This is a genomic window from Vibrio sinensis, from assembly GCF_003605645.1.
GTDB classification, from domain to species: Bacteria; Pseudomonadota; Gammaproteobacteria; order Enterobacterales; family Vibrionaceae; genus Vibrio; species Vibrio sinensis.
The window spans coordinates 55287-68239 of record NZ_QVMU01000016.1 but is presented as its reverse complement, the minus strand read 5'-3'; the positions used below and the strand labels follow the sequence as shown (position 1 = coordinate 68239).

Here is a 12953-nt window from a genome sequence, read left to right as displayed (position 1 = left end):
TAACGTTAAGGATGGTCGTTATGTCGAACTCTGTTCCTGCGGGTTACGCGCCTTTAAATAGTGAAACATTACCTTTTTATCTTTGCGATAAATTACCGAGTCATTTAAATCTGGGGGGAGAGCCCGCAGAGTGGAAAGTTGAGGAGGTGGGCGATGGCAATTTAAACTTGGTTTTTATCGTCAGAGGACGTGAAAAAACTATCGTAGTAAAACAGGCGTTGCCTTATGTTCGAGCTGCGGGAGAAAGCTGGCAGCTTTCATTGACTCGCGCTTACTTCGAATACAATGTGCTTAATGTTGAAGCGAAGTTTGCTGGTCACGATTTAGTACCAGAAGTCTATTTCTATGATCAAGATATGGCGATCTTTGCCATGGAATTTTTGACGCCGCATGTGATTTTACGCAAAGAATTAATTGCCGGAAAAACTTTCCCAAGCCTTGCGGAAGATGTGGGTATTTTCTTAGCTAAAACTCTGTTCCATACCTCCGATATTGGTATGAATGCCGTCGATAAAAAGGCGCTTGTTTCCAAGTTCGCGGTGAATCACGAGTTATGCCAAATTACTGAAGATTTGATTTTCACTGAGCCTTATTTTGATGCTGAACGCAACAATTGGAACTCGCCTCTGCTTGATGCCGATGTACACAAAATTTGGCAAGATCAAGAGATGATCCAAGTGGCAATGCGCTACAAATACAAGTTTATGACGGAAGCGCAAGCGTTACTCCATGGTGATCTGCATTCGGGATCCATTATGGTGACCGAGACGGAAACGAAAGTGATTGATCCAGAGTTTGGTTTCATGGGACCAATGGCGTTTGATATCGGTAACTATATCGGCAACATCTTGATGGCTTATTTCTCTCGCCCTGGGTGGGAACAAGACCACAATAAGTGCGTTGAATATCAAGCCTATTTACTTCAGGAAATTAACACCACATGGCAAGTGTTTGTTACTCATTTCAAACAGCTATGGAATGACAAGCAGCAAGGTGATGCATTCCCTCGTGAAATCTATCAATCAGGTTTAGGTATGTCTGCGCTTGAACTGGCTCAGGATACATTCTTCGCAACCTTACTCGAAGATACGCTAGTCAATGCCGGTTTAGAGATGAATCGACGCATTATCGGTTTTGCGGGTGTGGCGGATTTCAAACAAATTGCTGATGCTGAGTTACGTGCCCAATGTGAGAGACGTGCTTTAAAACTCGCAAGAGAGCTCATCGTTCATGCAAAACAGTATAAAAACATCGATTCTATTGGTCAGTTTGCTCAAGGTTGTTAGAGGTTGCTATGAAAATTAATGGAATACATCAACGTACAGTTTGGGTTGCTCAAGACGGCGTGACCGTTGAAATTTTAGACCAAACAAAATTGCCTTTTGAAGTTGAAATTATTCAGCTTACGTCAATGAAATTAGCGGCGACCGCTATTCGTGAAATGTGGGTGCGTGGTGCGCCACTGATCGGTGCGGTTGCAGCTTATGGTATGGCTCTTGGTATGCGAGAAGACCCAAGCAACGAGCACCTTAAAACCTGCTATGAAGTATTGATTGCAACTCGGCCAACGGCTATCAACCTTAAGTGGGCATTAGACCGAACTTTGGCAGTTTTAGAGAAAACTGACATCGAGCAACGTGAACAGATTGCGTATCAGTTAGCGGCAGAAATAGCGGATGAAGATGTACGCTTGTGCGAAAGCATTGGTGAACACGGTCTCGAAATTATTAAAGCGATCGCCAGTAAAAAACCGGCGGGGAGTACCGTTAATATACTCACCCACTGTAATGCAGGTTGGCTAGCGACAGTCGATTGGGGCACGGCGATTTCACCTATCTACAAAGCGCATGAAGCAGGGATTAACGTTCATGTTTGGGTGGATGAAACCAGACCTCGTAACCAAGGACTTTTGACTGCATTTGAACTGGGTTCTCACGGCGTGCCACACACACTGATTGCCGATAATGCTGGTGGCCACCTAATGCAACACGGTGAGGTGGATCTTTGTATTGTTGGTACTGACCGTACTACGGCGAAAGGAGATGTGTGCAATAAGATTGGGACGTATCTGAAAGCGTTGGCAGCTTATGACAACAACGTACCTTTCTATGTAGCATTACCATCACCAACCATCGACTGGACAGTATTTGATGGCGTAAAAGAGATCCCAATTGAACAACGTACAGGCGATGAACAGTCTCATGTTATCGGTATTGATCCTAATGGACAGCTAAGTTGGGTTAATACGGCGCCGAGAGGAACCGAATGTGGTAACTACGCATTTGATGTGACTCCTGCAAAATACGTAACGGGATTGATCACCGAGCGTGGCGTGTGTTTAGCGACAGAAGATGGTTTGGCAGAGATGTTTGCTGATCTTAAGCATCCTGAATTAGCATAATGACACTTATGTGGAGCCTTGGCGGCTCCACGTTAAGGACAAAATAATGAATCGTGAAAAACTGGCTCAAGAGATTATCGATACCTGTTTAGAAATGAATGCGCTGGGCCTTAACCAAGGTACATCGGGAAATGTCAGTGCAAGATACAAGCAAGGCATGTTGATTACGCCAAGTGGTATCCCTTATGAAAAACTGACGCCTGAAATGATTGTGTATGTTGATAATGATGGCAGTTTTGAAGCGGGTAAGGTGCCATCGAGTGAATGGCATTTTCATTTAGCGTGCTTGGCTGCAAGACCAGAATTAAATGCAGTGGTGCATAATCATGCCGTTCATTCGACGGCGGTTTCAATTTTAAACCGCGCTATTCCGGCTATTCACTATATGGTGGCAGTGACAGGCATCGACCACGTACCGTGTATCCCATATTCTACGTTTGGTTCGCAAGCATTGGCGGATAGCGTGGTCAATGGCATCAAAGAGAGTAAGGCACTTCTTATGCAGCATCACGGCATGATAGCGATGGAGGTGAATTTAGAAAAAGCACTGTGGCTCGCGAATGAAGTGGAAGTGTTAGCCAACCTCTATTTGAAACTTGCCTCTGTTCAAAGTGAAATCCCCGTTCTTTCTGCCGATGAAATGCGCATAGTGATTAATAAGTTTAAAACCTATGGCCTGAAGACCGAATAGTTGCTGATGTAACAAAAATCGCGATAGGGAATGGAATACAACGAAAAGGGCGAGTCAAATGACTCGCCCTTTGTGTGAAATAGGTGGTGAATACTTAAATTGGTAATGGGGGTTGAAGCTTTGTTTACTATAGTTACAAACGATTACGAAGCTGAGTTTTTGCTATTATTCTTTTACTTTCACATCCATCAATGATGGCTTTAATCGTATCTTCAGCCATTTGATGAAAATCGACGGCAACAGAAGAAAGTGGAGGCTGTTGGTATTCATTAAACGGTAGATCATCGAAACCAATAAGTTTAACGTTTTCTAGAAATTCTCGGCCACATACTTTTATTATTCCGTAGGCAATAATATCAGAGGCACAGACTATAGCTTCAGGCTTCGCTCCTCTCTTGAGAAGATCTTCTGCGATCGAGCGAGCCAGTAATTCTGAATAACCACAAGGAATCACATCAGGAGTGATATTTGCTTCTTTCAGTGCCGCTCGATAGCCCGCTTCACGTTGTCTGGCTGAGAGTTTAGTGAAATCACCTCCGATAAATGAAATCTCCGTCAATCCCCTATCTAAAAATAAACGGGTTGCTTCATAAGAACCGTTGAAATCATCGGTGGTGACATTAAAACCATCTAAACTATCATCGATAATTCTATCGATGGAAAAAACTTTGTAGCCTTGCTCCGCTAAACGGTCGATAAATGTTGCATTGTCAGTGAGTCCTAAAAAGACAGCTGCACAGATAAGACGCTCATTGAACGTTGCTTTTATTCTCTTTAATACGCTTTCTTGACAATCACTCTCGTTAATCACTTCAACCTGAAGTAAGTATCCCTGCTGACTTGCGCAGTAGATGAAATTGGTCATGACACTCATCACGTAAGAAGAATCTAAGTTTCCCATAGAGCTGGTTAGTGAGTCATTCGCCGTAGTATGAAGATATAGAGTTATGATTTTCTGAGGGATACCTTTCAAGGCACTAGAGAATACATTTGGCTTGTAGTTGTGTTGTTCGATCACCGCCATGACTTTTTGTTTCGTAGCTTCTGGGATATCAGGGTAATTGTTGATTACCTTAGAAACGGTGCTTCTTGCTACACCAGCTAACTTAGCAATTTGCGTGCTGGTGAGTTTCTTATTATGTGTCATTGCGACCTTTTTAATACGTAATCAAATTAGCGACAATTTTTCTACAATTTATGAAAAAGTCAACACTTATCACAATTTGCGAACAGCTGTTAGTGTTAGTATTTTAATCAACGAACAGCTGTTCGTTGGGTTGAAACTTTAAAATGAGAAAAATTACTATGCAGCACCATTTATTGACCAAGAACTTTAAAGTATTCCTGGATACTTACGATGCTTCTGAATCCATTACGAGTGATTTAGTTTGCCGTGAAGAGGGTGATGTGGTTTTTTTAGATTTAATGCTTAAGTCTGAAGAACCGATCGACTTTCCTAAAGTGACATTGGATGTCTCTTGCCCGATGGATGATATTCATTCTCTTTGGACATCTACAATGCACGGGCATCCAAAGAATATTCGTAATAAAGGGGTACCGGAATTGTGGTCTCCTTTTACCAGCCACATTACGCATGCCTCACCGGTGGGGTGTTTCTACAATTTAAATGGTGAAAATCGAATTGCCTTTGCGTTCTCTGATGTAAAAAATATCGTTGTTGTTCATGCTGGTGCTTATGAAGAAGAAACAGCGGCTCGTATTATTTTGCATCTGTTTACTGCTCCAACAGCAAAAATGACGGAATACAGAGCGACGTTACGTTTAGACCTTTCCCAATCGGGATACCATGAGGCGGTTTCTGGTATCACTCAATGGCATGAAGAAGTCATTGGTGGAAATATTATGCCAGTGCCAGCGGCTGCTTTTGAACCCGTATACTCGACGTGGTATTCATTCCATCAGAATTTAGAGCAACAAGAAATTGAGGAACAATGTCAAATTGCTGCTCAAGTAGGTTGTAAAACCATCATTCTTGATGACGGTTGGCAGACGGATGATAACAATCGTGGCTATATGTTCTGTGGAGATTGGCAAGTCTCAGCGAATCGTTTTCCGGATATGAAAAGCCACGTTAAACGCGTCCAAGAGATGGGCATGAAATATATGTTGTGGTTGTCGGTTCCTTTTGTTGGTAAAGGCAGCAAAAACTGGGAAGAGTTTAGTCAATACCTACTGTGTTATAGCGAACAATGGCAAGCAGGGACATTAGATGTCCGTTACCCCCAAGTTCGTCAGTTTTTGTTGGAAACCTATATCAGAGTGGTTCGTGATTATGGCCTTGATGGTCTAAAGCTCGATTTTATCGACGAGTTTGATATGAACTACGCAACGGGTGCGGCTCTTGTTCCTGATCCGGCACGTGATACCGAATCGTTGCCTGATGCAATGGATAGGTTAATGCTGGATGTTCGTCATCATTTGACTCAAATGAATCCTGATATTCTCATAGAGTTCCGCCAGCGCTATATCGGTTCGATGATCCGCAAATACGGCAATATGTTCCGAGTGCATGATTGCCCACATGATTCTATTACTAATCGTGCCGGAATCATTGACCTACGATTGCTTTCTGGAGGCACTGCTGTCCACTCAGATATGTTTATCTGGTCTGAGTCTGACTCGCTCGAAAGTGCAAGTTTGCAATTCATCAATACTTTGTTTTCTGTGCCACAAATCTCGCCAAATTTAAAAACACTTCCTGAAGCACATCTAATAATGACGCGTCATTGGTTGAGTTTTTGGAGTCAGCATAAAGATATTTTGCTCAAGGGTAAGCTGAACAGCTGTTATCCAGAGATGCAGTATCCAATCGTTGAGGCAGAACTTGATAGTCATAAGTTAATCACTGTTCATGCCTCAATGGTATGCCCAATATTTACTGGAAATGAAGCGAAGACAACGTTAGTGAACGGGGCTTTGCTGGATTCTTTTGTTGTAAAAACACAGATGCCATTAACGGTGAATATTGTCACGTATGACTGCCTTGGAAATAGGGTGAGCTCAATCGAAGAATTTTCCCTTTCTGGTTTAAATGAACTCGCGGTGCCTAAGTCAGGTTATCTCGTGTTAGTTCGAAACTAATAATAATAAGAAGGTGAAACAAATGAGTACGACTACAAGCAATCAAAAAGTGAGCATGAAAACGAAACTCAGTTTTGGTTTTGGAGGCTTCGGAAAAGACTGGGGCCTCAACATGATCAATATTTTCCTGATGATTTACTATACGGACGTTGTAGGGGTATCCCCCGTTTTTATTGGCTCAGTATTCTTGATCGCGCGTATTTGGGATACGATTAATGATCCTATTTTGGGTTATATAGTGGCTCGAACTAATAGTCGTTGGGGTAAATATAAGCCATGGATTTTAGTGGGTAATATTCTCAATGCTATTTGTATTGTGGCTCTTTTCTCCGCGCATCTACTTGAGGGTAATACTCAGCTCATATTTATTGCAGTGACTTACGTTGCATGGGGTATGACGTATACGCTTCTTGACGCTCCATTTTGGTCTCTAGTTCCTACAATTACACTGGATAAAAAAGAACGCGAGGGCTTAATGCCTTACCCGCGTTTATTTGCTACAGCTGCAAGTTATATCGTAGGGGGTATTGGTGTTTACGCTATTCATTTTCTTGGAGCTGGCGACCAAGGTACTGGGTATATGATGTTTGGCGTAGTAGCTGCAGTATTGGCCATACTCAGTGCGATTGTTGCCTGTACTTGGACCGAGCAAAAAGTTGAAGAAAAAGCGAACACCGCGAGTGTATTTAGCTTAAAGTCAGCTAAAGACCTTATTTTGAAAAATGATCAATTTTTGATGCTTATTGCTATTGGCCTTTGTTACAACATAGCAATGAATTTTGTGAATGGATTGAACTTATACTTTTTTAAATATGTCCTTGGAGATGAAACATTATTCTCAATTTCCATGATGTGGGGTGGCATCTTCGGTGTACTTTCATTGGTTTTTTTTAAGCCGCTTATTGATAACTTGGGACGTGAAAATTTATTTAAAGGTGCATTAATTGCTCCAGTAATTTCAGCAGGAATTTTATTTATCACCGCAAATTACGCTCAGGGTTCAACGGCAATGATTGGTCTTGCAGGTATATTCAATGGTTTATCAAATGCAATTTACTGGCTGTTAATATTGGTTATGGTTGCAGATTCGGTTGACTATGGAGATACAAAATTAGGCATGCGTTCAGAGAGTATTCTTTACTCAATGAATACATTGGTTAGTAAATGTTCGGGAGCATTAGTGGGCTTTTTAGTGGGTATCGCTCTCACAGTCATTGGCTACGTACCTAACCAAGTACAATCTGCTGAAACGATCAGTGGCCTTCAATTTATCTATATTGCACCGACGGTTTTATGTTTAGTTGCATACCTGATTTATAAGAAATGGTACACATTAAATGGTCAGCAACTGGATGATATCCAAGTAGAGTTGCACACTAAATACGCTTAATCTGTTTCTTCTATTTTTGCCCTGCTTCGGTGGGGCATTTTTGTATCGAGGTTATTTTGACGAAACACAAAACAATTGTTGCCCTTACATTACTGTGCTGCGCATTTTTTACTTGGGGCTTCTTGACTTCAATTAACAGTATTCTCGTTCCCTACGCACAAGTTACGTTCGATTTATCGATTACTCAGTCAATGTGGATTCAATCCGTTTTTTATACCAGCCCTTTATTAGTTTGCTTACCAACGGTGACTTTAATCAAGAGTTTTGGATATCGAACAGCCCTAATTATCAGTTTGAGTCTGATTTCATTTGGATCGATGTTTGCTGCATTTGCATTCATGGTGCAAATGTTTATATGGTTGCTGCTCGCTATTTTTGTTATTGCATGCGGTGTCGCTATGCTTCAAGTTATAGCTAATCCATATATTGTTTCTCTGGGTGATGCCTCAACGGCACCGCAGCGATTGACATTTGCATCGACGGTCAATTCTTTGGGAACAACAGTAGCTCCCTATATGGCTGCCCATCTTTTATTTTCTGAATATGAGAATGTGGATGTATTACTCTATGTTTGTGTATCTGCAGCGATTGCGTTGTTAGCATTGTCTATTTATGTGGTGAAAATTAGTGAGCCATCTGTTAAGTATGCTAAAGATGATATTACGGATAAACGTGGGTTATTTGCACATAAACATTTGGTGTTCGGTATCATTGCCTTGTTTTGTTATACCGGCGTTGAGACAAGCATTGGCAGCTTATTGGTGAGTTATCTTAATACTTATGCTGACTTTACCCCTGCGTCTGCTGCAAAAATGGTGACGTTCTACTGGGGTGGTGCCATGCTAGGTCGTCTGCTTGGTAGCATTATCTTTAGTAGAATCAATTCTCGATATGTATTAGTGTTTAACAGCATTGCAGCTATTTCAATTGTGAGTGTAGTGTTGCTATTTCCTAGTAGAAGCGCCGCTTATTTATTAGTTTCTGTAGGCTTACTTAATTCGATTATGTATCCGGTTATTTTCTCATTGGCAGTGCGTGATCTCGACTCATATACGGAAAAAGCCTCTGGTTTTCTTGTTATGGCAGGCCTTGGAGGCGCGACAATCCCATTATTGCAGACTTCGCTTTCGAGCTCTGTTGGGCTAAACAATTCATTTTTGATTCCGATTGGTTGTTATCTCTTTATTCTCTGTTACGCAATGTGGTTATTTAAGACTAAACAAAGTGACTTAACGTTACATCAAGTTTGATCAGTGACTATTCTGGGTAAATATAGAAATACAAAGGGCGAGTCAAATGACTCGCCCTTTGTGATTTCTTTCAGGCTAACGGATGTGGTTCGTTGTACTTGTTATTTGCTAACAGGTAGAACTTTAAGAACTTCAACGTCGACTTTTGTACCAGAGATACCTTTATCGATTTCACCGTATAGCTGTACAGTTGATTCTGGTGTTGCTGATTGACCCATCCATTTATCGTGGTCGATCTCTACTGTAATTTCACCAGTTTTATCAGTAAACATGTACATTTCACCACCAAGTGATGATTTGATATGGCCAGTTAGTGTTACCGGTAGGTCATCACTGAATACGCCAGTATCAAGGACTTCTTTTACTGTTGAGATACCTTGGCTAGGGCCAGAGAAACCTGGAGTAGTCACGGTGTTTGAACCAGCATAACCTTCAGCAAAAACAGAAGTAGAAGCAGTAAGAGCAATAGCAGCGAGCAATAGTTTTTTATTCATTTTTTTTATCTTATTGTTGGTTGAATCTGTGGTGTATTTTGCGCTTTTCACCTGAATGGAACATGAACATAATTGTTATTTTTAAAAATAATACGTTGTTCCGATATTAAAAGAGGTTGTGTTTGCGTAACTATCTAGCTGAAATTTTACGTTTGCTCCTAGCGTTAGCTGAGGAAGAATCGCGTATTCAGTACCTATTGCAACTAAAGCGCCAACTTCATTGGTTGATTGAGAGCTGTGAGCAAGAGTCTTGCTTGTCTCGACATCATCATTGGCGATCAGCTCTTGTTCCTCATATTTACCCGCATTAGCTTTGTATTGAGTATAAGTTAAGCCTGCTTTTAGTTTTGTTGTCCACTTGCTGTTCAATGCGTGCGTATATACAGGGGCGATTGACCATTGTTTCGCGTGAATCGAAGAGTCCCATTCCCACTCTTTGATGTAACCATTTGCGATGCCTTTATGAACGGATTGACTAGCATCAAGCTCAAACTGGCTATAGCCCAACTCAATGGCCCAAGAAGGATTTACTGAGTAGCCAAGGAAACCGCCAAAAATGCCATCTTCAAGTTTTGGCTCTAAAGTGATGTTGTCATCATTGAATACTGTCTTTACATCATGACTGGTTGTACCAAAACCATATTCTAAACCTAGGTATGGAGAGGCAGAAGCCGCAAAAGAACAAGCAGTAAGAGCGATGAATACAAATTTTTTCATGATTGATACCTGTGCGAGTTAACGGTGAAAATATAAAGCACAGAACGTGAAGAGATCGTGAAAATTAAGACGAAAGGAATATGGGATGTGTTGATGATGGTGAAAGTGGGCCATTTTCACCATCATGTTAATAGAGAGGAGCGAATAATTGCTAAATACTGATTGGTTTAGACTTGGTTAAATTTCTCACAAACCAAACTATTAAAAGAATCAATTAGACGTGAGTTTTGTTTCGCTTTCAGGGTAATGATGGTGTACTTCCACGTAACTTTTGGCTCAAAAGGTACAAGTACGACATTTTCATTATCAACGTGAACCAACTCATCGATAATAGCGGTGCCAATCCCTTGTCTTACTAAATTGTAAAGGTGACGCTGTGTTCGAGCTTCTAGAGCGATATTGCGTTTTACTTGCGCTCTTTCAAAGGCAAGATCAACTTTGCGTCGAAAAGGGCTACCAAATCCCAGCACAATAAAACGCTCATCGGCGAGATCTTGAGCGGTGAGTTTTTCTCTATTCGCTAGGGGGTTATTGATGTGCATGGCGACTTTGGCTTCATGGACACCCATTGTTTGTATTTCAAGACCGGGATCATCAAGGATAGGATCAGCAATGATCGCCATATCCAACTTACTGGATTTTACCATCTCTTCTAAGGATGCACGTCCGCCAGGTTCTAATTCAAGACTTACATTCGGGTGCTGGGCTAAGAAATCAATCACAACATCTGTGATTAAATCTTCCATGACGTGTAAAAAACCAATTCTTAGCCGACCCGTGTTATTTCGAGAAATAGAGTCAGCGACTTTCATCAAGGTATCTAAACCAATAAATAGATTCTGAACTTCTCGAAAGAAAATGTGAGCCTCAGGAGTGGGCGTCATTTTATTCTTTGTACGATTAAATAAGCTAAAGCCTAGTTGATATTCAAGATCGGATAATAGTCGACTAGTGGCCGGTTGAGTGATGTGAAGAAGTTCGGCGGCACTCGTTACTGATCCTGTGATCATGAAATATTTAAATGCTTCAACCTGACGAACTTTTATCATTTTATTGCTAGCGATACGACACCTCAAAAAACCAAGCGATTTCAATCGGCGTATTTTAAGTAAATGACAAAATGATAACTAAGAGCAAGGTTCTAAATTACGAAATAATATGCTGTAAAATCGTAGGAGTATCACAAAATCACAAAACAGATTGGGTCGCATAAGGCATTGATTATATGGCAGTTATTGCATTTGCTGAGAAGGTGTGGGTTTGTTGTTTTTGAAGTGGGGAGAAGTGTTGGTTTTTTAGATTTTGTCCGTTTCAAAATTGTGAACAGGGGAGTGCGCTCTTCGGTTCATTTTTAGAAAATGGTGATCATCTTTAGAATGATCACCAATAAATGTATTTAACTATTAAGCAGCTGTCGGTTGTACAATTTTGGTTTCTTCTTTAGCTGGTTTGTCACCACGTTTCCAACCAGTAAAGATAGAGAACATAAATACCAAGAACAGTGCCCATGGGTATGGGGCGATAAAGCTGATTGCTGCTGATGGTACTGGGATATTTGAGTTGATTGCTGCTGTTTCAATTGCAGAGTACCAAACCATAACCGCTAAACACCATGGCATCATATAGAAGATCGAACATACCGCTGCGGACATAAGGTTGCTGCGACGTTCAGGGGTAATATCTTGTTGCTCTCCAATTGGTTTTACAATCGTAGGACCAACAAGTAGCTGTGATGGAGCGTTAGAGCTAACTAATAGTGATGAAGCTGCGGTTGAGAAGAAAATAGTTAATTCACTCTTGATTCTGCTCTTACCTAAGTTTCTCACGATCATTTGCAAAATCGTATCCATCAGACCAGAGTCCATAAAGATGCGGATAATGCCAAGTAATACGAGAACAAACATTACTGCGCCAGTTACACCACCCATTGCGGATTCGATAATCCCGTTACTTTCGCCACGAACGCTTGGAATGTGGAATAGATCAGAAATGTTGATTTGTCCTAATGCCACACCGACAACCATCGCTGTGATGATACCGTAGCTTAGAGCTTCGATAAGGTGGCGACCTTTCAGTGCCGTAATCACAACTGCAGCAACCGCAAGTAGCATGAACAAGTTAGTTGGTTTTAGAGAATCTAAATCAACAGTGCTTGCTGCTTGGATGCTTTCACCACTACCACCAAATACCACCAGTGCAGTTAGTGCGATGATGCCTGCCGTCATTGCTAGAGGGAAACGCTGTTTTACTGTTTGGCCTAAATCTGCACCTTGTGTAGTACAACCTACGATGGTTACATCTGAAATAGGTGCAACGTTATCACCAAATACTGCTCCAGAAAGTAGCGCTAGTGCCGCCCATACAGGATCCGCACCCAGAGCAACCGCTGCAGGGAATAAAATTGGGGCTAGTGCTAAGTTGGCACCATTAGATGAACCAGTCCCTGATGCAAATAGAGCGTTAGAAGCAAATACGATAACGAGGAAAGCACTACCTTGAATACCCGTTGATAGACCAAACCATAGTATTCCATCAACTAAGCCGCCGGCTTTCATGAGTGCGCCTAAGACGGCAGCAAAAATCCATGCAGTGATAACAACTACACCGGTTTTGTTCGCGATACCATCAAGAATTGAACGACAATAATCGCCTTTGTTTTTTACTAAAATTAAACCTACTAAGATGGCGAAAAAGCCTGGTGCCCATGCACCTTTAGGACCACCCATACCATTAGCTGTTAAAAGTAGCATCATACTGATCATTAAAAATAGAGGTATGATTCCGCCAATTTGACCGACATAAAACTCAAGTTTTGGCTGTTGTGGTTGTTGTGCTTGTTCAGACATACTTTAATCCTTTAATTAAAGGGGAAGCCGAGAGACTTCCCATTAGTTGTTTGAATCTGCGA

The 12953-nt window shown here is 41.4% G+C and carries 11 protein-coding genes; 6 read left to right on the top strand and 5 right to left on the bottom strand.

What is annotated here, in order from left to right; genetic code table 11:
- Positions 1–20 precede the first annotated feature (20 nt).
- The 3 genes from mtnK to DZ860_RS15595 are packed head-to-tail and all read left to right on the top strand — an operon-like array spanning position 21 to position 3092.
- Positions 21–1286 (top strand): S-methyl-5-thioribose kinase, encoded by a 1266-nt coding sequence (mtnK, locus tag DZ860_RS15605; RefSeq protein ID WP_120033044.1) that lies wholly within the window; start codon positions 21–23, stop codon positions 1284–1286.
- A gap of 8 nt (positions 1287–1294) precedes the next feature.
- Positions 1295–2401: an S-methyl-5-thioribose-1-phosphate isomerase gene (gene mtnA, locus DZ860_RS15600; RefSeq protein WP_120033041.1), complete on the top strand. Its 1107-nt coding sequence runs from the start codon at positions 1295–1297 to the stop codon at positions 2399–2401.
- A 46-nt stretch (positions 2402–2447) separates the two neighbouring features.
- Complete coding sequence (locus tag DZ860_RS15595) at positions 2448–3092, top strand: L-fuculose-phosphate aldolase (RefSeq protein WP_120033038.1); 645 nt, start codon at positions 2448–2450, stop codon at positions 3090–3092.
- Between the two features lie 133 nt (positions 3093–3225).
- Here DZ860_RS15595 and DZ860_RS15590 read toward each other — a convergent pair whose 3' ends face one another.
- A complete protein-coding gene (locus DZ860_RS15590) occupies positions 3226–4239 on the bottom strand; it encodes a LacI family DNA-binding transcriptional regulator (RefSeq protein WP_120033035.1) in 1014 nt (337 codons plus the stop codon).
- 143 nt (positions 4240–4382) lie between these two features.
- On the opposite strand from DZ860_RS15590, the gene DZ860_RS15585 reads away from it, so the two are divergent.
- The 3 genes from DZ860_RS15585 to gluP are packed head-to-tail and all read left to right on the top strand — an operon-like array spanning position 4383 to position 8834.
- Entirely contained in the window at positions 4383–6194 is a 1812-nt protein-coding gene (locus tag DZ860_RS15585; protein ID WP_120033032.1) for a glycoside hydrolase family 36 protein, read from the top strand.
- 22 nt (positions 6195–6216) lie between these two features.
- Positions 6217–7584 carry a melibiose:sodium transporter MelB gene (melB, locus tag DZ860_RS15580; protein WP_120033030.1) on the top strand — a complete coding sequence of 456 codons (1368 nt, stop codon included), beginning with the start codon at positions 6217–6219 and terminating at the stop codon, positions 7582–7584.
- A 56-nt stretch (positions 7585–7640) separates the two neighbouring features.
- Positions 7641–8834, top strand: coding sequence for a glucose/galactose MFS transporter (gene gluP / locus DZ860_RS15575; RefSeq protein WP_165862915.1), 1194 nt, complete (start codon positions 7641–7643; stop codon positions 8832–8834).
- Positions 8835–8935: 101 nt separating this feature from the next.
- Here the strand turns inward: gluP and DZ860_RS15570 are convergent, their stop codons facing one another.
- The 4 genes from DZ860_RS15570 to DZ860_RS15555 all read right to left on the bottom strand — a co-directional run bounded on the left by DZ860_RS15570 (position 8936) and on the right by DZ860_RS15555 (position 12891).
- The gene (locus tag DZ860_RS15570) at positions 8936–9328 is read right to left on the bottom strand and encodes a NirD/YgiW/YdeI family stress tolerance protein (protein WP_120033024.1); all 393 of its coding nucleotides are present in this window, start codon (positions 9326–9328) and stop codon (positions 8936–8938) included.
- Positions 9329–9409: 81 nt separating this feature from the next.
- Positions 9410–10045, bottom strand: a complete 636-nt coding sequence (locus DZ860_RS15565) for an AcfA family outer membrane beta-barrel protein (protein ID WP_120033022.1) — start codon at positions 10043–10045, stop codon at positions 9410–9412.
- Positions 10046–10212: 167 nt separating this feature from the next.
- Positions 10213–11094 carry a LysR substrate-binding domain-containing protein gene (locus DZ860_RS15560; RefSeq protein WP_120033019.1) on the bottom strand — a complete coding sequence of 294 codons (882 nt, stop codon included), beginning with the start codon at positions 11092–11094 and terminating at the stop codon, positions 10213–10215.
- A gap of 354 nt (positions 11095–11448) precedes the next feature.
- Positions 11449–12891, bottom strand: coding sequence for a Na+/H+ antiporter NhaC family protein (locus DZ860_RS15555; RefSeq protein ID WP_120033016.1), 1443 nt, complete (start codon positions 12889–12891; stop codon positions 11449–11451).
- Between the last annotated feature and the right edge of the window lie 62 nt (positions 12892–12953).

Bases quoted from the DNA above. Each gene is read 5' to 3' on its own strand.
- mtnK (WP_120033044.1), top strand. From the start codon at position 21: ATGTCGAACTCTGTTCCTGCGGGTTACGCGCCTTTAAATAGTGAAACA.
- mtnA (WP_120033041.1), top strand. From the start codon at position 1,295: ATGAAAATTAATGGAATACATCAACGTACAGTTTGGGTTGCTCAAGAC.
- DZ860_RS15595 (WP_120033038.1), top strand. From the start codon at position 2,448: ATGAATCGTGAAAAACTGGCTCAAGAGATTATCGATACCTGTTTAGAA.
- DZ860_RS15590 (WP_120033035.1), bottom strand. From the start codon at position 4,239: ATGACACATAATAAGAAACTCACCAGCACGCAAATTGCTAAGTTAGCT.
- DZ860_RS15585 (WP_120033032.1), top strand. From the start codon at position 4,383: ATGAGAAAAATTACTATGCAGCACCATTTATTGACCAAGAACTTTAAA.
- melB (WP_120033030.1), top strand. From the start codon at position 6,217: ATGAGTACGACTACAAGCAATCAAAAAGTGAGCATGAAAACGAAACTC.
- DZ860_RS15570 (WP_120033024.1), bottom strand. From the start codon at position 9,328: ATGAATAAAAAACTATTGCTCGCTGCTATTGCTCTTACTGCTTCTACT.
- DZ860_RS15565 (WP_120033022.1), bottom strand. From the start codon at position 10,045: ATGAAAAAATTTGTATTCATCGCTCTTACTGCTTGTTCTTTTGCGGCT.
- DZ860_RS15560 (WP_120033019.1), bottom strand. From the start codon at position 11,094: ATGATAAAAGTTCGTCAGGTTGAAGCATTTAAATATTTCATGATCACA.
- DZ860_RS15555 (WP_120033016.1), bottom strand. From the start codon at position 12,891: ATGTCTGAACAAGCACAACAACCACAACAGCCAAAACTTGAGTTTTAT.